9 protein-coding genes are annotated in these 23020 nt (G+C 66.0%); 3 read left to right on the forward strand and 6 right to left on the reverse strand.

Going from position 1 to position 23020, the window contains the following annotated elements; genetic code table 11:
* The first annotated feature begins 1 nt into the window (after position 1).
* Together BGP85_RS06545 and BGP85_RS06550 are read left to right on the forward strand one after the other, a co-directional pair.
* Positions 2-7780, forward strand: a complete 7779-nt coding sequence (locus tag BGP85_RS06545) for a non-ribosomal peptide synthetase (RefSeq protein ID WP_103446440.1) — start codon at positions 2-4, stop codon at positions 7778-7780.
* On the forward strand, positions 7773-11900 hold the full coding sequence (locus tag BGP85_RS06550; protein WP_103446441.1) for a non-ribosomal peptide synthetase: 4128 nt from the start codon (positions 7773-7775) through the stop codon (positions 11898-11900). Before BGP85_RS06545 ends, BGP85_RS06550 begins: the two co-directional genes overlap by 8 nt.
* A gap of 70 nt (positions 11901-11970) precedes the next feature.
* Here the strand turns inward: BGP85_RS06550 and BGP85_RS06555 are convergent, their stop codons facing one another.
* The 5 genes from BGP85_RS06555 to pvdM all read right to left on the reverse strand — a co-directional run bounded on the left by BGP85_RS06555 (position 11971) and on the right by pvdM (position 19870).
* On the reverse strand, positions 11971-14439 hold the full coding sequence (locus tag BGP85_RS06555) for a TonB-dependent siderophore receptor (RefSeq protein WP_103446442.1): 2469 nt from the start codon (positions 14437-14439) through the stop codon (positions 11971-11973).
* 84 nt (positions 14440-14523) lie between these two features.
* On the reverse strand, positions 14524-16182 hold the full coding sequence (locus tag BGP85_RS06560; RefSeq protein WP_103446443.1) for a cyclic peptide export ABC transporter: 1659 nt from the start codon (positions 16180-16182) through the stop codon (positions 14524-14526).
* Positions 16183-16342: 160 nt separating this feature from the next.
* Positions 16343-17197 carry a dihydropyoverdine dehydrogenase gene (pvdO, locus tag BGP85_RS06565; RefSeq protein WP_103446444.1) on the reverse strand — a complete coding sequence of 285 codons (855 nt, stop codon included), beginning with the start codon at positions 17195-17197 and terminating at the stop codon, positions 16343-16345.
* A 25-nt stretch (positions 17198-17222) separates the two neighbouring features.
* Complete coding sequence (gene pvdN, locus BGP85_RS06570) at positions 17223-18512, reverse strand: pyoverdine-tailoring periplasmic protein PvdN (protein WP_103446445.1); 1290 nt, start codon at positions 18510-18512, stop codon at positions 17223-17225.
* Positions 18512-19870 (reverse strand): pyoverdine-tailoring dipeptidase-like protein PvdM, encoded by a 1359-nt coding sequence (pvdM, locus tag BGP85_RS06575; protein ID WP_103446446.1) that lies wholly within the window; start codon positions 19868-19870, stop codon positions 18512-18514. Before pvdM ends, pvdN begins: the two co-directional genes overlap by 1 nt.
* Positions 19871-20047: 177 nt before the next feature.
* On the opposite strand from pvdM, the gene pvdP reads away from it, so the two are divergent.
* Positions 20048-21916, forward strand: coding sequence for a pyoverdine maturation tyrosinase PvdP (gene pvdP, locus BGP85_RS06580; protein ID WP_308451169.1), 1869 nt, complete (start codon positions 20048-20050; stop codon positions 21914-21916).
* Positions 21917-22007: 91 nt separating this feature from the next.
* On the opposite strand, the gene BGP85_RS06585 is transcribed toward pvdP, so the two are convergent.
* The gene (locus tag BGP85_RS06585) at positions 22008-22964 is read right to left on the reverse strand and encodes an endonuclease (protein WP_103446448.1); all 957 of its coding nucleotides are present in this window, start codon (positions 22962-22964) and stop codon (positions 22008-22010) included.
* Between the last annotated feature and the right edge of the window lie 56 nt (positions 22965-23020).

Consider the following 23020-nt stretch of genomic DNA (forward strand, 5'->3'; position numbering starts at 1 on the left):
CATGACCCGCAACACTACGCTGCGCATCGCCGAGAAGTTCATCGGGTTGCCGCTCGAACAACGCCGTCAGTTCCTCGCCAAGCTGCGCCAGGATGGCAAGGACTTCGGCCTGCTGCCGATCCCGGTCAGCCGCCATGGCCTCGAGGCCATTCCACTGTCCTACGCCCAGCAGCGCCTGCTATTCCTCTGGCAGCTCGACCCGCAGAGCGCGGCCTACAACATGGCGGCCGGCCTGCGCCTGCAGGGCGAGCTGGACCAGTGCCGTTTGCAAGGCGCATTCGACGCTTTGATCGAGCGCCACGAAGCGCTGCGCACCGTGTTCCAGGTCGACGGCGAACAACCATTGCAACGGGTGCTCTCGGCCGAGCCCCTGGCCCTGCGGCATGTCGACATCGGCACGGCCGACGAGGCCGAGCTGGCCCGCCAGGTGGAAGACGAAGTCGGTCGCCCTTTCGACCTGCTCAATGGCCCGCTGCTGCGGGCCAGCCTGTTCCGCCTGGGCCAGGAGGAACACGTGCTGGTGGTGTGCATGCACCACATCGTCTGCGACGGTTGGTCGATGGACGTGATGGTCCGCGAATTCGTCCAGTGCTACCAGGGCGGCGCCCAGGGCCTGCCAGCGCTGCCGTTGCAGTATGCCGATTATGCCGTGTGGCAGCGTCGCTGGCTGGAAGCGGGCGAGGGCGAGCGGCAGTTGCAGCACTGGCGCGAGCAGCTGGGTGACGAACATCAGCTGCTCGACGTGGCAACCGATTTCCAGCGCCCGCCGGTGCAGAGCCTGCAGGGCGAGACCCTCAAGTTCGACTTCGGCGGGCCGCTGTCGCAGCGCCTGCGCGATGCGGCCCGGGGCCAGGGCGTGACGCTGTTCATGCTGATGCTGACCGTCTACGCACTGTTCCTCTCGCGCAATTCCGGCCAGCGCGACATTCGCATCGGCGTGCCCAACGCCAACCGTGGGCGCGAAGAGGTGGAAGGGCTGATCGGCTTCTTCGTCAACACCCAGGTGCTGCGCTGCGTGGTCGACGAGCGCCTGTCGCTGAGTGAAATGCTGGTGCGGGTGCGCGAGGCGACCTTCGCCGCCCAGGCCAATCAGGAGCTGCCTTTCGAGCAACTGGTGGAAGTGCTCGCGCCCGAACGCAGCCTTGGCCACAACCCGTTGTTCCAGGCCAAGTTCAACCAGAACGTCGGCGTGCAGAAGCAGACCGCGTTGCAATTGCCGGGGCTAGCGGTCAGCGAGTATCCGCTGCGCAAGGAAGGCACCCACTTCGACCTCGCCCTGGACATCACCGACGACGGTAGCCTGGTGCACGGCGAGATGACCTATGCCAGCGATCTCTACCAGCGTTCCACCATCGAAGGGTTCATCGCTGCGTTGCGTGAGCTGTTCGACACGTTGCTGACTGCGCCAGACGCGCCGCTGCATACCCTGGTCAAGGCGCCTGCCGCAGAGGTTGCCAGCCACCGTGAGCAGCCGGCCCTGGTTCTGCAGCGTTGGCACGAGCAGGTGCGCCGCCAGCCCGAAGGCATCGCGGCCGCGTGTGCGGGGCAGCAGCTCAGCCATGCCGAACTGGACAGCCAGGCCAATCGCCTGGCCCATCACCTGCGCGACCTGGGTGTCGCCACGGGGGCACCGGTCGCGGTGCTGATGGAGCGCTCGCTGGATTGGCTGGTGTGCCTGTTGGGCGTTCTCAAGGCCGGTGGCGCGTACATGCCGCTGGACATCAAGGCGCCGACCGAGCGCCTGCAAGGCATGCTGCAGCGCAGCGGCGCGCAGGTTTTGCTGTGCGAGGCTGCTGAACTGCGCCAGCAGGCGTTGGCAGCGTCTGGTTGCCAGGTACAGCCCTATGCACCAGAGCGCTGGGCCTCGTTGCCGGGTGATGCGCCAGCAGCCGGGACACTGGCAGGTGCACCGGCCTACGTGATCCACACCTCCGGCTCCGCCGGCCAACCGAAGGGTGTGGTGGTCAGCCATGGCGCGCTGGCCAGCTATGTCGATGGCCTGCTGCAACGCCTGGATCTGGCCGCGGACGCGAGCATGGCGCTGGTCTCCACCATCGCCGCCGACCTCGGCCACACGGTACTGTTCGGCGCCCTGTGCTCCGGGCGCACCCTGCATGTGTTGCCCGAGGCGCTGGGCTTCGACCCGGATGCGTTTGCCGCCTACATGGCCGAGCAGCGCATTGGCGTGCTGAAGATCGTCCCCAGCCACCTCAATGGCCTGCTGCAGGCGGCCAATGCCGCCGACGTGCTGCCCGAGCATGCCCTGATCGTCGGTGGCGAGGCCTGCTCGCCCGCGCTGTACCAGAAAGTGCGCCAACTCAAGCCCGGCTGCCGCTTCATCAACCACTACGGCCCCAGCGAAACCACGGTCGGCGTGCTGACTCACGAACTGCAAGGTGCAGTGACGCAAGCAATGCCATTGGGCGCGGCGCTGCCGGGGGCCAGCGTGCGGGTGCTGGACGATGTGCTCAACGTGCTGCCCGCGCGCGTCGCTGGCGAACTTTACATTGGCGGTGACAGCCTGGCGCAAGGCTATCTGGACCAGGCGGCCCTGACCGCCGAGCGTTTTGTGCCCGACCCGTTTGGCGCACCGGGCACCCGCCTGTACCGCAGCGGTGACCGCGTGCAGCGCGACAACGCAGGCTTGCTGCACTTCCTCGGACGTGCCGACGACCAGGTGAAGATCCGTGGCTATCGTGTCGAGCCAGGGGAGGTCGGCCGCGTGCTGCGCGGCTTGGCGGGCGTGCATGACGCGGTGGTGCTGGCCGTCCCGCAAGGGGATGACGCAGCGCAGCTGCAACTGGTCGGCTGGTGCGTGCCGGGCACACCCCAGCTGAGCGTCGAGGCCCTGCGCGAGCAGTTGCAGGCGCTGCTGCCGGACTACCTGGTACCCGCTCATCTGCTGTTGCTGGAGCGCCTGCCGCTGACCGCCAACGGCAAGCTGGACCGTCGTGCACTGCCGCTACCGCAGGTGCAACTCAAGCGCCATGTCGCCGCCAGCACACCGCTGGAGGAGCAACTGCTGGCCATCTGGCAAGCGGTGCTCAAGCGTGACGACATCGGCGTCGAAGACAACTTCTTCGAGCTGGGTGGCGACTCCATCCTCAGCCTGCAGATCATCGCCCGGGCCAAGCGTCAGGGCATCAAGCTGAGCCCGCGCCAGCTGTTCGAGAAGCAGACCATCGCCCAGCTGGCCCAGGTCGCCAAGGTGGCCCCCGTGCCGGCCAAGCCAGCTGCGGTTGCGCAGGTCAGCGGTGCCATGCCGCTGCTGCCGGTGCAGGCGCGCTTCTTCGAGCTGGCCCTGAACCAGCCTGGGCACTACAACCAGGCGGTCATGCTGCAGCCACGCCAGGCGCTGACGGCAAACATCGTCGAACAGGCCCTGGCGCTATTGGTCAACCAGCACGACGCACTGCGCCTGGCCTTCAACAAGGCGCACGGCAGCTGGCATGCCGAATACCGTGCGGGCATACCAGGCGCAATGCTCTGGCATCGCCAGGCGGCCGATGCCGCGCAACTGCAGGCCATCGCCGAAGAAGCACAGGGCAGCCTCGATCTCGCGCAAGGGCCGCTGCTGCGCGCCGTGCTGTGCGACCTCGCCGACGGTGGGCAGCGCCTGCTGCTGATGATTCATCACCTGGTGGTCGACGGTGTGTCCTGGCGGGTGCTGCTGGAAGACCTGGAGCAGGCCTGCGTCGCCCTGTTGGCCGGGCGCACACCCGCGTTGGCGGAGAAGGGCACGGCATTCAAGGCTTGGGCCGAGCGCCTGGTAGGCTGGGCCCAGGCGCCTGCCCGTGATGCAGAGCTGGCCTACTGGCAAGCGACCCTCGCGGGGCAGACCGGCGACCTGCCGGCGGCACGCCGCGACGCCGGGCTGCAGGTGCGCCACGCCCGCACCGTGCGCTGCCGGCTGGATGCCGACACCACGCAAAGCCTGCTGCAACAGGCGCCAGCGGCCTACCGCACGCAAGTCAACGACCTGCTGCTGACCGCCCTGGCGCGGGTGCTGTGCCGCTGGACCGGGCAGGGCAGTGCGCTGGTCCAGCTGGAAGGCCACGGCCGTGAGGACCTGTTCGACGGCGTGGACCTGAGCCGAACCGTGGGCTGGTTCACCAGCCTGTTCCCGGTGGCGCTGACCCCCGCCGACGACCTGGCCGGCTCGCTCAAGGCCATCAAGGAGCAGTTGCGTGGCGTGCCAGGGCGCGGCATCGGCCATGGTGTGCTGCGTTACCTCGGCAGCCCGGCGCAGCAGGCGGCGTTGCAAGCGCTGCCGCCAGCGCGGGTGACCTTCAACTACCTTGGCCAGTTCGACCAGGGCTTCGGCGAAGACCGGCTGTTCGCACCTGCCCTGGAAAGTGTTGGCGCCACCCAGGCGGCCGATGCGCCACTGGGCAACTGGCTGAGCGTCAACGGCCAGGTACTGGGCGGTGAACTAGAGCTCGGCTTTACCTTCAGCCAGGCGATGTTCGACGAGCCGATGATCGCTGGCCTGGCCGACGACTATGCCCGTGAGCTGGCCGCGCTGGTCGCCCACTGTCTCGACAGCCAGGCCGGCGGCGCCACCCCGGCTGACTTCCCGCTGGCCGGCCTGACCCAGGCGCAGCTGGATGCGCTGCCGGTCGACCTGCGCCAGGTCGAGAACATCTACCCGCTGGCACCGATGCAGGAAGGCATGCTGTTCCACAGCCTGTACGACGGCCAGGCCAGCAGCTACGTCAACCGCCTGCGCCTGGATCTCGACGACCTCGACCCCGAGCGCTTCATCCAGGCCTGGCAGCAGGCGCTGGACCAGCACGAATCGCTGCGTGCCGGGTTTGCCTGGGAGCAGGGCCTGGAAGCGCCACGCCAAGTGGTACTGCGCCACGTTCAGCTGCCGGTCGAACGCTTCGACTGGGCTGGCGAGGCCGATATCGACGCACGCCTCGAAGCGCTGGCGCAGGCCGAGCAGGCACGTGTCTTCGACCTTGGCCAGGCGCCGCTGCTGCGCCTGGTACTGGTGCGCACCGGGCCGCAGCGCCATCACCTGATCTACACCAGCCACCACATCCTGATGGACGGCTGGAGCAATTCGTTGCTCTTTGCCGCCGTGATGCAGGCCTATTCGGGGCAGCCTGCCGCGCTGGCGCAGGCCACCCGCAGCGACTACCTCGGCTGGTTGCAGCAGCAGGACCGCGCCGCTGCCGAGGCCTTCTGGAAGGCCCAACTGCTCGACCTGGACGGCCCGACACTGCTCGGCGGCACACGTGATGCCAATGAAGCCGGGCAGGGCGCCGTAGTGCTGGAGCTGGGCGAGCCATTGAGCCAGGCCCTGAAGCACTTTGCGCAGGCCCAGCAAGTCACCCTCAACAGCGTGCTGCAGGCCGCCTGGGCGCTACTGTTGCAGCGCCGTACCGGCCAGCGTCGGCCCTGCTTCGGCGCCACCGTGTCCGGGCGCCCGGCGGAGTTGCCGGGGATAGAGCAGCAGCTTGGCCTGTTCATCAATACCCTGCCGGTGGCCGCCGAGCCGCAAGGGCCGATGCCGGTCGCCGACTGGGTGCGTGAAGTGCAGGCACTCAACCTGCGCCTGCGCGAGTACGAGTACCTGCCGCTGTATGCCATCCAGGCGGCGGCCGGGCGCCATGGCGAGGCGTTGTTCGACAGCCTGCTGGTGTTCGAGAACTATCCACTGGCCCAGAGCCTGTCGGACAGCAGTGCCGGGTTGCGTCTGTCTGGCCTGGACTATCAGGAATACAGCGGCTACCCGCTGACCCTGATTGCTGAAGCGCGGGATCGGATGCAACTGACCTTCGCCTACCAGCGCCAGGTTTTCGGCCATGCACAGGTACAGCAAATGGCGGCCGAGCTGCGCCATCTACTGCAAGGTTTCGCCAGTGCGCCGTACGCCTTGCTGGGCAGTTTCGAGCTGATCGACGCAGAGGCTCATTCGCGAATTGTGAAGGGTTGGAATGCAACGGCACGGGACTACCCAGGTTCGCCGTACGTGCACCAGCTGTTCGAACAGCAAGCCGCCCGCCAGCCGCAAGCGCCGGCACTGACCTTCGCCGACCACACCTTGAGCTACGCCGACCTGAATGCCGAGGCCAACCGCCTGGCTCAGTATCTGCGCGGCATGGGCGTCGGCCCGGACGTGCTGGTGGGCATCGCCGCCGAGCGCTCGGTGGAAATGGTCGTCGGCTTGCTGGCGATCCTCAAGGCCGGTGGCGCCTATGTGCCGCTGGACCCGGAATACCCGCAAGACCGCCTGGCCTACATGTTCGAAGACAGCGGCATAGCCTTGCTGCTGACCCAGTCGCACCTGCGCGACAGCCTGCCGATCCCGGGCGGGCTGGCGGTGCTCGATCTGGATCGGGCCGAGGCCTGGAATACTCTGGAGGCGCACAACCCGGCCGTAGAACTGCACCCGGAAAACCTCGCCTATGTCATCTACACCTCCGGCTCCACCGGCAAGCCGAAGGGCGCAGGCAACCGCCATGTCGCCTTGCATAACCGCCTGGCCTGGATGCAGGAGGCGTATCTGCTCACTACCAATGACAGCGTGCTGCAGAAAACGCCATTCAGCTTCGACGTGTCGGTGTGGGAGTTCTTCTGGCCGCTGATGGAAGGCGCACGCCTGGTCATGGCGCTGCCTGGTGACCACCGCGACCCAGCGCGCCTGGCCGAGCTGATCACCCGCGAACGGATCAGCACGCTGCACTTCGTGCCGTCGATGCTGCAAGCCTTCGTCGGCGACGAAAACGCCGCCCGCTGCACCTCGCTGCAACGCATCATCTGCTCCGGCGAAGCACTGCCCGTGGAACTGCAACGCCAGACCCTGGCGCTGCTGCCGCAGAGCGGCCTGTACAACCTGTACGGCCCGACCGAAGCGGCCATCGACGTCACCCACTGGACCTGCGTCGAGGAGGGCAAGGATGCGGTGCCGATCGGCCAGCCGATCGCCAACCTGCAAACCTACGTGCTGGACGGCGAACTGAATCCGGTCAGCCCGGGCGTGACCGGCGAGTTGTACCTGGGCGGCGTCGGCCTGGCCCGGGGTTATCACCGTCGCCCATCGCTGACCGCCGAGCGCTTCGTCACCAGCCCGTACGGCACTGGGCAGCGGCTGTACCGCACCGGCGACCTGGCGCGCCAGCGCGAGGACGGCGTGATCGAGTACGTCGGGCGTATCGACCACCAGGTGAAGATCCGCGGCCTGCGCATCGAACTGGGCGAGATCGAAGCGCGCCTGAAAGAGCAGGACGCGGTGCGTGAAGCGGTGGTAGTGGCCGCCGATGGCCCGAGCGGCAAGCAACTGGTGGCGTACCTGGTAGCCGAGCGGGCCGACAGCCTGGCGGCCATCAAGGCACACCTGGCGACGGTACTGCCGGAGTACATGGTGCCAAGTCAGTGGGTGCTGCTCGAACGCATGCCGCTGTCGCCCAACGGCAAGCTCGATCGCAAGGCGCTACCGAAGCCTGAGCTGGGTCAGTCCCGGCACCAGTACCTGGCGCCGCAAAGCGAACTGGAGCAACGCCTGGCGGCCCTCTGGCAGGACGTGCTGCAGGTCGAGCGGGTCGGCCTCAACGACAACTTCTTCGAACTGGGCGGGCATTCGCTGCTGCTGGTGCGCCTGGTTTCGCGGATCAAGACCGAGTTCGCCATCGAGCTTGCGATGCAGGACGCCTACCTGGCCGACAACCTCGGCGCCCTGGCCACCCTGGTTGCAAGCAACGCCAGCCCGGCACAACACGACTACGACGCGATCTTCGACGCCCTCGACGAACTGGAGGCACTGGATGTTTAAGCAAGGGACCCAACAGGGCAATGAGCTGGTCCAGCGGATCAGCGGGCTGGGCCACGACAAGCGTGTGGCCCTGTTCAAGCGCCTGCTGGAGAAAGGCATCGACCCGGGCCGGCTGCCTATCGTGGCGCTGGCTGAAGGCGACGTGCCACGCCTTTCCCATGCCCAGCAACGCCAGTGGTTCCTCTGGCAGCTGGACCCACAGAGTGCCGCGTACAACATGCCGGCAGCGCTGCGCCTTGAAGGCACGCTGGACCTTGCCGCCCTGCAGAGCAGCTTCGATGCGCTGGTGGCGCGGCACACGCCACTGCGCACTACCTTCGAGGCAAGCGAGGGTGAGCCACTGCAGCGTATCCACGCTGCAGGACCGGTGGCGATCGAACGCGTGGCCTTGCCGGGTGCCGACGACCAGGCCATTGCCGAAGCAGTGAGCCGTGAAGGGGGGCGCCCCTTCGACTTGCAGCGTGGCCCGTTGCTGCGGGTGCTGCTGCTGGAAATCGGCGCGGCGGACCGGGTGCTGGTCATGACCCAGCACCACATCGTCTCCGATGGCTGGTCGATGCAGGTCATGATCGCCGAGTTGATCCAGCTCTATCAGGCTACCTGTGAAGGTCGCGAGGCCAAGCTCCCGGCGTTGGCCATCCAGTACGCCGACTTCGCTGCCTGGCAGCGTCAGCTGCTCGAAGCGGGCGAGGGGCCGCGGCAGCTGGCCTACTGGACCGAGCAATTGAGCAATGCCCCTGCGGTGCTGGAACTGCCCACCGACCGGCCACGCCCGGCCGTCCCCAGCCATCGTGGCCAGGCAGTGACCGGCACGCTGGACGAGCCGTTACGCCAACGCCTGGTTGCCCTGGCACAGGCGCACGGCTGCACGTTGTCGATGGTGCTGCTGGCGTCGTTCCAGCTGCTGCTGCGTCGCTACAGCGGCCAGAGCGATGTTTGCGTGGGCATGCCGTCGGCGGGGCGCAACCGGCAGGAAGTGGAGCCACTGACGGGCTTCTTCGTCAACACCCTGGTGTTGCGCGGCCGGCTTGAAGATGGCCTGAGCACCGCGCAGCTGCTGCCCCACACACGCGCCACCCTGCTCGCCGCCCAGGCCAACCAGGACCTGCCTTTCGAAGCGCTGGTCGATAGCCTGGTGGCGCACCGCGACCTCAGCCACAACCCGCTGTTCCAGGTCATGTTCAACCACCAGGTGCTGGGCGATGGCCTGGGCACCACGGCGCTTGCCGGCTTGTCGCTGAGCCTGTTGCCAGCGCCGACATCGCGAGCCAAGTTCGACCTGGCGCTGGACACGCAGGAGCATGGCGGCCAGCTCAGTGCCAGCCTGACTTACGCCACTGACCTGTTCGATACGGCTACCGCCGCGAAGATGTTCGCGCACTGGCAGAACCTCTTGCGGCGCATGACCGCCGAGCCTGGCAAACCGATCGCCGAGTTGTGCATGCTCAGCGAAGACGAGCGCAACTGGCAGCTTGTGGATTTGAACCCCGGCCTCGGCCAGCCGGCCGAAATGCGCACCGTGCATGGCCTGATCCAGCAACAGGCCCAGCTGCGCCCGACTGCCCCGGCCCTGGTCGTGGCGGGCAGGCAGCTCGATTACCAGCAACTCAACCAGTGGGCCAACCGGCTGGCTGCGCGCCTGCACGAGGCGGGCGTAGGCCCTGAGGTACGCGTGGGGATCGCACTGGAACGCTCGGTCGAAATGCTGGTCGCATTGCTGGCCGTGCTCAAGGCTGGCGGTGCCTATGTGCCGCTGGACCCGACCCACCCGCGTGAGCGGTTGCGCTACATGATCGAGGACAGCGGCGTTGCCCTGGTGCTGGCCCAGCCGCATCTGCTGGCCGAACTACCGCTACCGGCTAGCGTCGAGGTGTTGCCGGTCAGCGCTGATGGCGCCGAGCTGCAAGGTTACTCGGCGCACGATGTCGATTATCCGGTGGCGGCGGACAACCTGGCCTATCTGATCTACACCTCCGGCTCTACCGGCCGGCCGAAGGGCGTGGCGGTCACCCATGGCCCGCTGGCCATGCACTGCCTGGCCATTGCCGAACGCTACGGCATGACCCCAGAGGATCGCGAGCTGCAGTTTGCCTCGATCAACTTCGACGGCGCCCACGAGCGCTGGCTGGTGCCGCTGGTTTCCGGTTCGATGCTGATGCTGCGCGACAACGAAGCCTGGGATGTCGAGCGCAGCGCACGTGAGATTGCCGAGCATGGCATCACCATCACCTGCTTCACACCAAGCTACCTGCAGCAATTGGCCGAGCACCTGGGCGAGGCGGGGGCAGACCTGCCCATCCGCTCCTACACCGTGGGCGGCGAAGGCACCAGCCGCGCCACCTTCGAGCAGATCCAGCAGGTGCTGCGCACACCGCGCATCATCAATGGCTATGGCCCGACCGAGACTGTGATCACACCGTTGCTGTGGGCGGTCCACCTGGGCAGCGGATTCGATGCGCAGTACATGCCGGTGGGCACGCCCGTCGGCGCGCGTTCAGCCTATGTGTTGGGCAGCGACCTGCAGCTGCTGCCTGCAGGCGTACCTGGCGAACTGTATATCGGCGGGGAAGGGTTGGCGCGCGGTTATCACCAGCGCCCTGGCCTGACCGCCGAGCGCTTCGTCGCCGACCCGTTCGGCCCGCCAGGCGGCCGCCTTTACCGGACAGGCGACCTGGTGCGTCTACGCCAGGACGGCGTGGTCGAGTACCTTGGTCGGGTGGATCATCAGGTCAAGGTGCGTGGTTTCCGCATCGAGCTGGGCGAGGTGGAATCGTGCCTGATGGGCATGGAGCAAGTGCGCGAAGCGGTGGTCGCCGTGGCGGGCGAAGGGCGTGGTTCGCGCCTGGTGGCCTACCTGGTGCTGGCGCCGGGGTTGCAGTGGGATGCCGCGTTGCGCGGCCAGGTGCTCGCTCGACTTCGCCAAGCCTTGCCGGAGTACATGGTGCCTGCCCACCTGCTGGTGTTGCCGGCCATGCCACTGAACCCCAACGGCAAGCTCGACCGCCATGCCTTGCCAGCCCCCGCGCTGGACCGCTCCGAGCATTATCGGGCGCCGGTCACCCCGTTGGAGGTGAGCCTGGCGAAGCTCTGGGGCGAGCTGCTGGAGGTGGAAGAGGTCGGGCTCGATGACAGCTTCTTCGAGCTGGGCGGCAACTCCCTGCTGGCCATGGAACTGGTGCGCCGGGTGCGGGTGGCAGCGCTGGACGGCTTCAGCATGAGCCTGCGTGACCTGATGACCACGCCGCGTATCGGCGAGTTGGTCGGGCGCCTGCAAAGCACTGCCAGCCAGACCCCGATGTTATTGCTGAACACCCCGGTGCCAGGCGCCACACCGCTGTTCTGCCTGCATGGCGTGCATGGCTCGGTATTCGACTACCTGCCGTTGGCCAGGCGCCTGCAGCCGCAGTGGGCGGTGCACGGCATCCAGTGCCGGATGCTGTTCAATGCAGACTGGGTCGACGCGGATGTCGAGTCCATGGCGGTCGACTACTGCGATTACATCCGCGCTGTGCAGCCGCTGGGGCCGTACTGCCTGCTTGGCTGGTCGCTGGGCGGTGCCCTGGCGCTCCAGGTGGCGCGTGAGCTGGAGGCGCAGGGGCAGGTTGTGGCCTTCGTCGGGCTGCTGGACAGCTATTTGCCCCAGGCCGATCAGCAACAGCCGTGGGATGAGCGCTTGCTGAACCTGCTGCTGGCGCTGGGCGCTGATGAGAGCGCCAGCCGGGCGCTGTGCAGTGGTTGGCAGGGGCCCGAAAAGGACCAGCAACTGCTGCTCGGTGAGCCAATGGAAAGCGTACTGGGCAACCTGTCGGCGCCGGTGCTGGCCACCCTCGCCATCGGCGAACGAGTGGCCTTCGTGCGTACCACGCTGCAGCTGGACCGCGTGGCGATGGCCATGAAGGATCTGCCAGGCACTCGGGTGAAACCTACCTGCTGGTGGGCGGCAGGGCGCGAAGAGGCGGCGCGGTCGAGCCTCGATGCTCACTACGGCACTGCACTGCGGCATCTGAATAGCGACCGTGGCCATTTCGACCTGCCGCAGGATGGGCAACTGATCGAGGCGGTGGCCGGGCAACTGCAGGGTATCGAGGTCGAGCGCCAGGAGGCGGCATTCGAGGTTTGACATTCAACGCCCAGCACGAAAAAAAGCCCCCTGGCGCATCACGCCAGGGGGCTTTTTCATACCGTCAGCTTCAGAAATCGGCTTTGAGCGTCACGGTGTAGTTGCGAGGTTCGCCATACACGTTGCTCGCGTTCAGCCAGCCGATGGAGGAGTAGTACTTCTTGTCGAACAGGTTGTTGCCGTTGAGGGCGACGCTGAAGTTCTGGTTGATCTGGTACGCCACGCGGGCGTTCCAGATGGCATACCCGGCCTGCTCGATCTTGTCGATGCCGTTGGTGCCACCCTGGTTGGTGTTGTGGTTCTTGCTCTGGATGCTGGCGCCGGCACCGACGGTCCACTGGTTCAGCTCGCCAGGCAGGTTGTAGTCGCCCCAGAAGCGCAGCAGGTGGCGCGGGGTGTAGCTGTTGAAGGTTGCGCCGGAAGCCGTGCTGCCATCACCCGGGTCGTTGAGAAACTTGGTCGAGGTGTAGGTATAACCGGCAAACAGCTGCAGGCCGGCCAGCACTTCGCCGCTGATTTCCGCATCGAAGCCCTCGGCGCGCACCTTGCCGCCGGCTACGTAGCAGTTGGTTTCACCGTCCTGTCCGCACTGCGAGGCGTAATCGTACTGGGCGCGGTTTTCCTGGTCGACGCGGAACACCGCGAAGCTGGTGTTGACCCGGCCATCCAGCAGTTCGCCCTTCAGGCCGAGCTCATAGTTGGAGCCTTCGATCGGCTTGAGAGGGGCGAGGTCTGAGGTCAGTTCGGTCTGCGGCTTGAAGATGTCGGCGTAGCTGACGTAGGCCGACCACTGATCGTTCAACGCGTAGATGAAGCCACCGTACGGGGTGACTTCACCGGTTTCCTTGGCGTGCGAAGGGTCTGGCGATGTGGTGGTGAAGCGCGTCAGTTCATAGTCGTACTTGTAGTTGCTGACCCGTGCGCCGAGCACCAGGGTCAGCGGGTCGATCAGCTTGTAGCGCATCACGCCGTACACGCCGTTCTGGCGAATCTTGGCCTTGGAAACACCGGCATAGGTGGTGCTGAGCATTTCATCCAGAGTGGGTTCGCGAGGCGAGACCGGGTCGTAGATGTTCATCGGGCCGAGGTTGAGCAGGCCGCCTTGCAGGTCGTCGGTGCGCAGGTCGCTGGCGTTGGCACCCACCACCACCTCGTGCTCCAGGCCGAAGGCGCGCCACTTGCCGGTGAGGTTGATGTCGGCGCCCTGGTTGATGTTCTCGAAGTCGTACAGGTAGGCGCGCGACTGCATGCCGTTGCCGGTTGCCGGGTCGACGGCGCCACGGCCGAAGCTGTAGAAAATGTCGTTGGTTTCGCGGATGTAGCTGCCGGAGGCCTTCAGGCGCCAGTCTTCGTTGAAGTCGTGGGTGATGTCGGCGAAGTAGGTGGTCTGCTTGTTGTTCCACTTGTTCCAGTCGGCACCGGTGAAGGTGGAGCGGCCGACGTTCACCGCGCTGCCGTCCTTGTTGCGCGGCAGGCCGCCGAAGTAGGGCGTGGAGTGCAGGTCTTCGACGCTGGCGCCGGCGGCGATCGTGGTGGAATCGGTGAGGTCGTATTCGAGAATCCCGTACAACACGTTCTTGCGGCTTTCTGCCGTGTCGTAGAAGTAGTCGCGGTCCTCATGACCGGCGACCAGGCGCCCGCGCAGCCTGCCGTCGGATGTCAGCGGGCCGCTGGCGTCGATGGTCTGGCGATAAGTATCCCAGGAGCCGGCACTGGCCGTGACCGACAGCGAGGGTACGGCCTTGGGGCGTTTGCGCACCAGGTTGATGGCGGCGCCAGGGTTGCCGCTGCCTTGCAGCAGGCCGTTGGCACCGCGCAGGATCTCGACGCGGTCGTACAGCAGGGTGTCGGAGGTGAAGCTGCTGCCGATGCCGTAGTAGCGGCGGTCCAGCGGCACGCCGTCGTACTGGATGGTCTCCACCTCGAAGCCGCGCGAGTAGATGTACTTGCCGCCGGACGGGCTCTGGTAAGTGGTGATGCCGGTGGTCTTTTCCAGCACCTGGTCGAGGGTGTCGAGGCGCTGGTCGTCCATCGCCTTGCGGGTGACCACGCTGACCGACTGCGGGATGTCCTTGAGGCGGTGGGTGCCCTTGCCGATGGTCACCGCGTTGGACGTGTAGCTCCCCGAGTCCTCGGTGGTGGCATCGAACTGACGCCCGGAGATGTTCACCGGGTCCAGGTTCAGGGCGGAAGCGTCAGCCGGCCCGCTCAGGGTGATGGTGTGGCCATCGAGCTGGTAGGTCAGGCCGCTGTCGCGCAGCAGCAGGCGCAGGGCCTGTTCGGGCTCCATGTTGCCCTTGACCGCAGGCGCCGGGGTGTTGTGCACCGCGTCCGGGCTATACAGCAGCTGCAGATTGGCCTGCTTGGCCAGGGTGTTGAGTGCCCCCACCAGCCCTTGCGAAGGGATATCCAGCGCGACCGGCTCGGCTTGCGCTGCCATGGACGCTACCAGCGCGCAGGCCAGCAGCGACGGTGGGAGAATGGCCAGGGTTTTCCTGCGAACCGCCCGGGCGAGCGGCGAAAGCGTGGTAATGGTCATGCGGATACTCAGTGTTAGCAGATAGATTACTTATGAGTTTTATTTGCATTTATGTAACGTGCCGGCTCCCCATAACCGGAAAAATCAATGTGAAAATTCAGTGATTTGTTCTTCCACCCGTTTGCCGTCGCGCAGACGCAGCAGGTGGTCGGCCACGTCGAAATAGCGGTCGTCGTGGCTGATGACGATGATGGTCTTGCCCAGGCGCTTCAGTTCCGGCAGCAGTTCGGTGTAGAAAATGCGCCGGAAGGTCGGGTCCTGGTCGGCGGCCCATTCGTCGAACACCAGTACCGGGCGCTTCTCCAGCCAGGCGTTGACCAGCGCCAGGCGCTTGCGCTGGCCGGTGGACAGGTCGGTGGTGGTGAAGGCGCCATCGCGGATCTGCACCTTGTGGGCGATCTCCAGGCGTTGCAGGTACTTGCCGGCGTCCTCGGGCAGGGCCTGGCCGTCCTGCAGCAGGTCATCGAACAGGTAGTAATCGGCGAACACCGTGGTGAACAGCTGGCGGTAGTCGTCGCGGTTGCTGGCGGTGACAGGTTCGCCGTCGAGCACGATCTCGCCTTCATGGGGGGCGTACAGGCCCAGCAGCAACTTGATCAGCGTGGTCTTGCCGCAACCGTTCTCGCCGACGATGAACAGGATGTCACCCTGTTCGACCCGCAGGTTGATCGGCCCCAGGGCAAACGGCGCGGCGCCGTTCACCGGCGGGAAGGCGAAGCGCACATTGCGCAGTTCGAGGGTGCGAATCTGCCGGTCAGGGACTTCAGGGGCGTCGAGCAACAGGTGCGGCTCGGGCGACGAGAACTGGGTCGACAGCTCGGCAATGCGGCGGAAGGCGATTTGTGCGCGGCTGACGATGGGCAGGGTCGAGACCAGGTGCTCCAGTGGCCCTTTCATGAACAGCAGCACCAGCACGAACCCGCTGGTGACCTTGGGGTCGGTGATCAGTTCGGCCTGTTGCAGGGCCAGCACCAGGCCGATGACCACGAAGAACAGCATCGAGCCGAGGCTCTTGGCAACCACGAAGATGTTGATCGAGCGGATATGGGTATCGCGAATGAAGTTGGCGGTGCGGCTGATGCGCCCGTCGAACATGCGCTGACGACGCGGGCGGCTGATGCGCAGCTCCTTGGCCCCAGAGGCGACGCCGCTATAGTGCCGCTGCATTTCGTCTTCCGCCTCGCGGGCGGCGTGGAAGCCGCGGATGCCGCGCACGCGGGCGATGTATTGCACGGCGGTGCCGATCAGGATGGCGCAGGCAGTGATCAGGAACATCGGCCAGGACAACTGGGCCAGGTAGCACAGGCACCCCAGGGTCACCGACAGGGAAATGGCCAGCGGCGCAAAGGCAAAGGCGAAGTCGCTGATGGTGTCGACGTCGTGGGTCAGCACCGGAATCAGGCGGTGGCTACGGTAGCGCTCGATCTGCTCGATGGGGGCGCTGAGCACCTTTTCGCCAAGGTCGCGGCGCAGCCGGGCGATCACATGCTGGCCGACATAGTTGGTGCCGATGTCCGAGGCGATCGAGGCGCACAGGGCGAGCAGGCAGATGCCGGCGAACGCCAGCACCACGCCCCAGGTGATGGCGCCGGGGGCATGCAGCAGGTTGTTGATGTTGGCGAGCAGCAAGGTGATGCACAGGCCGCCGACGATCCCCAGCACGACGGCCAGGGCGACGATCAGTCGGTAAGGCTTGAGCAGGCCGAGGAGTTCGCGGAGTGCGCCAGGGGTCGATCGGTTCATGGTGAATTCCTGGTGGGTACGCGGATGCGGTTTTGGCGCTGCGCGCGGCGAGCACCGTGTGGGCGGGTTGCCCAGTGAGAAGACGTGTGAGGGGGGCTGTTATTTAGCCGGCCCGGGCCGTGCGCCCGGGCCAGTCAGGTACTGAGCAGCAGGGTTTCGCTCAGAGTTCGCGCGCTACCCGGAAACCCAGCCAGTCGCCGCGCACATAGGGTTCGCGATAGTTGCGGTTGCCAGAGCGGGAGAACACCGGCGCTTCGCTGTAGTCGTTGCCGCGTATGTGGTTGTACTCGCAGCTCGCCTCCATCCAGGCACTGCCATCGACCGGGGCACCGACATAGTTGTCGTGCCGACAGTCGGCGACCCATTCGTAGACGTTGCCGTGCATGTCGTACAGGCCGAAGGAGTTGGCCGGGAAGCTGCCGGCGGGCGAGGTGTAGTTGTAGCCGTCGGCGGCGCCATAGGTGTTGGCATGTTTGGCGATGCTGTATTCCTTGCCTTCATCGAAGGGGAACGGGAACGGGCCGCTGGTACCTGCCCGAGCACCGTATTCGCGCTCGGCTTCGCTGAGCATGCGGTAGTGCTTGCCAGTCTTCTTCGACAGCCAGGCGACGTAGGCCTTCACCTCGTCATAGCTGATGCACACCGCCGGCTGGTCGGGGCCTTGCGGGTAGCTGGGCTTGCCGTTGGTGCAACGGCGGCCGGGGCGGTCGTCGCCGTCGGGGAGGGTGACCTTGGCCTCGTGCTGCCAGGCCTGCATCTGTTTGGCCTGCACCTGGAACTGGCTGATGGCGAAGGGCTTGGCGAAGGTCACGGTGTGCATCGGGCCTTCGTCCGGCTGGCGGCCGACTTCGTCGTCGGGTACGCCCATGGTGAAACTGCCGGCCGGCAGCACGACCATCTTGGGGCAATCCTTGCAGTCCTTGAACGTCTTGCCGGGTGCGTGCGCGTCGGCGGCGAAGGCTGGGGCGCTGGCGAGCAGGGCGGCCACCAGGGCCAGGGGCTGGAACATGTGCATGGCGGTTCTCTTGAAAGGCAAAAGGTCAGGCGAGTTGTGGGGCGAGGATGGCCATCACCCGGTCGATCTCGGCTTCGTCGTTGAGCAGGCTCGGGGCCAGACGCACCACCGGGCCGACGTCACGGTCCACGGCGTCGCTGATCACCTTGTTGGCCATCAGGTGGCGGGCGACGGCGTCACACTCGCGGCCCTCGACGCGCAAGAAGGTGAAGCCTGCGGACAGCTGGCTGCTGCGCGGCGTCACCAACTGCACCTTGGGGTGCTCGGCGAGGCGCTGCTTGAGGTAGTCGTTGAGCTGGTGCACGCGCGCCTGGACATCGGCCTTGCCCAGTTGCAGGTGCAGTTCGAACGCCTTGCCCAGGGCCAGGCGATGGTCGAAGGCGTGGTAGCCACCGGGGGTCATCAAGGTGCCGAAGTTCTCGCCCTTGGTGAAGGTCGGCAGGCTGGGCACCAGGTACGGTTGCGGCTTTTCTTCGCGGGCGATGATCACGCCGGTGCCGCGTGGACCGAACAGCCACTTGTGGGTGCCGGCGATGAAGTAGTCGCAGTTGAAGTCGGCGAAGGTTACGTCTTCGATGCCGAAGCCGTGCACGCCGTCGACCACGTAGATGATCCGGTCCTGCTCGTCGCGGCTTTGGTTGAAGGTTTTCACCAGTTCGCCGACTTCGCGGATCGGCAGCTTGACGCCGCTGCCGGACTGCACCCAGGTCATGCCCAGCACGCGGGTTTCCGGGCGGATGGCTTGGCGAATATTGCCGAGCATTTCGTCCACCGAAGCCAGCTGTGGCTCCTTGAACAGCGTCACGCGGCGTACCTGGGTGCCCATCAGCTGCTCGCGGTAGGCCAGGCGGGTGTTGGTGGAATAGTGCTCGTGGGCGCTGACCAGGATCTCTTTGCCCGGCGCCACCTGCAGGCCGCCGTAGATCATCGACAAACCTTCGGTGGTGCTGCCGGTCAGGGCCACTTGACCTGGTTGCACGCCGAAGTAGCGACCGGCCCAGGCGCGCACGTCATTTTCATAGCCCCAGAGCTCTTCGCGGTCCCAGTCGACCATCTCGCCCGGGTTCTGGTCCAGCCGCGCACGGAAGCGGGCGATGGCCTCGCTGACCACGCGGGGGTGGGACGCCAGCAGGAAGTTGCAGAAGTGCAGGTAGGCCGGGTCCAGGTCGAACTGCTGGCGCAGGGCCTGCCATTTGCCCTGGCCGGTTTTTGCCGCAGGCGTGGCTGCCAGTGCGGTCTGGGCGAAGCTGCCAGTCAGGGGCAGGGCGGCAGCGAGCAGGCCGGCCTGCTTGAGAAAGCGGCGACGGTCGTTCATCAACCACGCTCCGCTTGAGTGTTAGTAGCCGGCTTGGCCAGGCGCTGCACCTCTTCCCACACACGCAGGAAGTTGCCACCCCATAGCTTGGCGATGTCGGCGTCGGAGTAGCCGCGCTGGATCAGTTCGGCGGTGACATTGCGTGACTCGCCGACATTCATCCAGCCGGTGACGCCGCCACCGTCGTTGAAGTCGGAGGCGATGCCAACATGGTCGATGCCGATCTTGCGCACCGTGTAGTCGATGGCGTCGACCATGTCCTTGACCGTGGCGCGGGGCTCTTCATCGAGGATGGCGTAGAGCGCGCTGGCGTACTCGCCGAACTTCTTCTCGGGCCAGATGGAGATGATCGCGTCACCCGGCATCAAGGCGTTGGCCAGGCCGTTCAGCGGCTGCAGGTCGAAGCGCTTGCGCAGGGCATTGAGCTTGTCCAGGGTGCCCTGGCTCAGGGGCTTGAGGTAAGCCGGGAAGCCCACCACCTGCACCACGCCGCCGCTGTGCTTGATCGCTTGCAGCTCGTGGTCGCTGAGGTTGCGCGGGATGTCCACCAGCGCACGCGGTGCGGAGTGGGAGGCGACCATCGGCGCGCGGCTCAGGCGGGCAACGTCTTCCAGGGCCAGGGTGGACATCTGCGACACGTCGATGATCACGCCAAGGTCGTTGAGCCGGCCCACAGCCTGCTCACCCAGCGGCGACAGGCCACCGAAGGCGTCGGGGGTGTCGTTGAGGAACGGCAGCGGGCGCGAGGAGTCGGCCCAGGCGTTGTTGCCCACGTAGCTGAAGCCGAACATGCGCATGCCGCGGGCGGCCCAGGTGTCCAGGGCATTGAGGTCGTGGCCCAGCGGGTAGGCATTGAGCATGCTGAGGAAGATCGCGAACTTGCCTTCGCCGTGCAGGCGGCGGAAATCTGCTGGGGTGTAGGCGATGGCGACCTGGTTGGGGTAGTCGCGCACCATGCCAGTGAGGATCTTGTAACGCATCTCCTGCTGCTGGCGCGCTTCGTCGACGAAGGCGGCGGTCGGGCGATGGGGCGCGTTGTCGCCGTTCCAGATTTCCGGCCAGCCGAAGATCGTCAGCGCCGCACCGGAGAGCCGGCCGCGGCCGGCCTTGACCAGGTCGAACTGGCCACTGCCATCCTTGTCGGCCTCCTTGCCTTCGGTGCCGAAGTTCAGCGGCACGGTGATGTGGCTGTCGAAGGAGATGATGCGCTCCTGAAGTTCCTCTGCATGTTTCATTACCTCACGCGGGTAACCGGCCGGCAGGTAGATGAAGAAGTACCAGGCCGCGGCGCCCGCGAGCGCGATGATCAGCGCCAGGGCAGCGAGGTAGGGGGCTTTGCGCAAGTGTGTCGTGTTCATTGCCATCCCGTTGATTGCAGGGTCGATGCGGTTGCGGCAGCCGCGATCACGGGGCTTGCCTGTCACCGAGGGACGAGCGCGACAGCGGGAAATTTAGCCGCGTGCTGCCGGTAAATTTGCCGCGCGGCATCTCGTTCTAGCTCGATAGGCGTGGCTGACACGGATACGGATGTGGCGATGAGGTTTTCCAGGCGTGAGTTCATGGTGGGGCTGGCGGTCGCCGGCGCAGCGGGTTCGGCAGCGTGGTATGCGCGCTTGCCGCGCGACCACGACGAGAAGCTCGGCAAAGATGAAGTGCAGACCCCCGGCGAGGCCACTGTCGAGGCCGCCGTCGGTGCCGGCGTGCGCATCGGCGACAAGCTGCGCGGTATCTGGGACCTGCGCTTCAGCGGCGCCGAGGCGGGCGTGGACGGCCTGCCCCTGGAGGACGTGCAGATGCTGCTCGATGTTGGCCCGTCTGGTCGCGCACTGCGTGGCTTCATCGACGTGGCTGAACGCCTGCGCGGCAGTGACCAGCCGCGCTACCGGGTGCTCGGCGAGCTGGTCGCCGTCGATGCCGGCAAGGTCCGCTGGCGCCTTGTACCGGCCGGGGCATCAGCGCCGAGCCATGAGCTGGAGGCGACCCTCGATGAGGTTTGGGCTGGCTGGGGCAATGCTGGCGCCGGCACCCTGACCGGGCGCATCCGCCGCATTGACCGGCCCCTGCTGAGCCCTGAGCCGGACAACCATTTCGTCGCCAGCAAGCGCCTCTTCCCCGAGGCACGCCAGGTCACGCCGCTGGCGCCAGCGCTGATGGCCTGGCTGAATTCCCCCGAGCACCGCCTGTTCCACCAGGTGTGGCATGCCACCCGGGACAAGTGGCACCGCCTGGACGACGACAAGCGCGATGCCCTGCGCGGTGCCGGCTGGCAACCCGGCCCGCGTGACGCCGAGCGTGGCGCGCGTGGGCGGCGCAAGCACCTCAATGGGTCTGGCGAGGACTTCTTCTTCATGCACCGGCACATGCTGGGGCATGCTCGCGGCCTGCAGCCCGACTTGCCGAACTGGGCGCAACTGCCACTGCCGTCACCGCAGCTTGAGTACGACCGACAGGGATTCATCCGCTATCAGGAAAACCATGACGGCAACTCGGTGCCGCCGGCCTGGGTCGCGGCCAATGATGAAGAGCTGAGCCAATGGCTGCATGGCATCAAGGCGGCGGAAACCTTCTTCAGCAATTTCCAGGTCTGGGAGTCGCAGTACCAGGACCCGGACTACCTCAGCCGCCTGACCCTGGGGCAGTTCGGTTCGGAAGTGGAACTGAACATCCACGACTGGCTGCACATGCGCTGGGCGACCGTCACTCGCGACCCGTCCAACGGCGCGCCGGTGATGGGTGATCGCAACCAGACGGACTACGCGGCGCGTTGGTTCAGGGAGGAAAACGACTTCCTCGGCGACCCGTTCTCGTCACACGTCAATCCGGTGTTCTGGCGTTTCCATGGTTGGATCGACGACCGCATCGAGGACTGGTTCCGGGCCCATGAGCGTGCCCACCCGGGGGAAGTGCAGCGGCGTGAGGTCAATGGTGTGTCGTGGTTTGCGCCGGGGCGTTGGGTACAGGTTGGCGACCCTTGGCTCGGGCCGATGACCCATGGGTGTGGGGGGATTTCCGATGCCGGGGCCGGGGAGATGGAGGTGGAGGCGATGAAGCTGGCGTTGCGCATTGCCTTCAGTGGCGAGCGCGATGTTGGCGACCTGCTGCGGCGTACGCCGCGCAGGCCTTGGTATGCGCGGCATATGAAGTTGCGGGAGGGGGCGGGATTTTGGGCGGGAGGGTTGTGTAACGGCTTGCAGGTGCTCGCCAAGACAGGTTCAGCGCCTGTGGGATTGAGCGCCGCCCGCGCGGCGGATCGCGAGCTTTGCTCGCTCCTACGTTTGTTTCGGGCCAGTAACGCCTGGGGCAGACGCGCGCGACCGCCTTGTTGGTACGACGCAAAATCGCGCCATACGCCAAGGAGTTCTCGCGCAAATCCCACAGGAATAATTGGCCCGAAACAAACGTAGGAGCGAGCAAAGCTCGCGATGCGCCGCGCGGGCGGCGCTCGGTCTGCCAGTCGATGCAACTGTCGTGGCGAACACCTATCAGCCTGACCCGTTACTTACAATTCCCCGCCTTACGATACCCCGCCGCCAACGCCTCGGCCTCACTGCCAAACGCCACCTGGTTCTTCTGCGAAACCTGGCTATACCCCGGGCAGCCGCTGGCCAGGTGATACACATGGCTATTGCGGTTACCGACCACCGCACCACTTGCCGCGGTGCTGGCCAGCGTCGGCTTGGCCGCCTCTTTCACTGCCGTGGTCGGCACCACAGCCGCACCCTGCGGCGTATACCCCAGCGCCCATTTGCGCTCACCGGTCACGAACGGGTTGTTGTGCCCCATGATCGCGGCAATGCGCTGATCACGCTGCTTCTCCCAGGCCGTCACCGGGTGCTGCTTGTCCCAGGCCATCAGCACCTGTTGCTGCTGGCGCGACATGCTCAGCTTGTAGCGATCGAACATGTAGAACGTGGTGCGCGCCACCAGCCCCTTCACCTCGTCGCGTGGCTCGGCGGTTTTCTGCTGGAAGTCGATCTTGGTGGTGCACTGGCCGTACTGCGGCGCAACGCCAGAGACCATGCCGTAGTTGAAGTTGCTGCGGTCACCGTTCACTTCGCCCACGGACGGGTAGAGGTTGAACAGGTCGGCCTCCATGGCACGGAAGGTCGGATCGCTGTCGACGCACTGTTCGCGCCCGCCGTTCTGCCAGCACTGGCGCTGGTGGCCGATGGTCCAGGCCGGGACGATGTGCTCCCACTCGGTACGCTCGGCGCGGGTCTGCAGCTTGCGGGTTTCATAACCACAGGATTTCAGGTCGACCCGGCCACCGGACTTGCCGACCCAGGTCCACTTGCAGCCACAGTACAACTCGCCCATGGCGCTGTTGCCCTGGTCGAGGTAGATCTTCTGTTTGGCGACCACTTTGGCTTCGGTGAAGGTAGCGGGTGGGGTGGCAAAGGCAGCGGGGATGGCGGCGAAGGCGAGGGCGACGGCGCAAAGCAGTTTCTTCATGAAATACGTCTTAGGCTTACAAAAAAACGCGATTATACGGCTTGAGCGCGTTGAAA

Origin of the sequence: Pseudomonas putida, assembly GCF_002906855.1 — a bacterium.
Taxonomy (GTDB): Bacteria; Pseudomonadota; Gammaproteobacteria; order Pseudomonadales; family Pseudomonadaceae; genus Aquipseudomonas; species Aquipseudomonas putida_N.

Excerpts from the sequence above, each read along its gene's own strand:
- BGP85_RS06545 (WP_103446440.1), top strand. The coding sequence starts at position 2 with ATGACCCGCAACACTACGCTGCGCATCGCCGAGAAGTTCATCGGGTTG.
- BGP85_RS06560 (WP_103446443.1), bottom strand. The coding sequence starts at position 16,182 with ATGAACCGATCGACCCCTGGCGCACTCCGCGAACTCCTCGGCCTGCTC.
- BGP85_RS06585 (WP_103446448.1), bottom strand. The coding sequence starts at position 22,964 with ATGAAGAAACTGCTTTGCGCCGTCGCCCTCGCCTTCGCCGCCATCCCC.
- pvdO (WP_103446444.1), bottom strand. The coding sequence starts at position 17,197 with ATGCACATGTTCCAGCCCCTGGCCCTGGTGGCCGCCCTGCTCGCCAGC.
- BGP85_RS06555 (WP_103446442.1), bottom strand. The coding sequence starts at position 14,439 with ATGACCATTACCACGCTTTCGCCGCTCGCCCGGGCGGTTCGCAGGAAA.
- pvdP (WP_308451169.1), top strand. The coding sequence starts at position 20,048 with ATGAGGTTTTCCAGGCGTGAGTTCATGGTGGGGCTGGCGGTCGCCGGC.
- BGP85_RS06550 (WP_103446441.1), top strand. The coding sequence starts at position 7,773 with ATGTTTAAGCAAGGGACCCAACAGGGCAATGAGCTGGTCCAGCGGATC.
- pvdM (WP_103446446.1), bottom strand. The coding sequence starts at position 19,870 with ATGAACACGACACACTTGCGCAAAGCCCCCTACCTCGCTGCCCTGGCG.
- pvdN (WP_103446445.1), bottom strand. The coding sequence starts at position 18,512 with ATGAACGACCGTCGCCGCTTTCTCAAGCAGGCCGGCCTGCTCGCTGCC.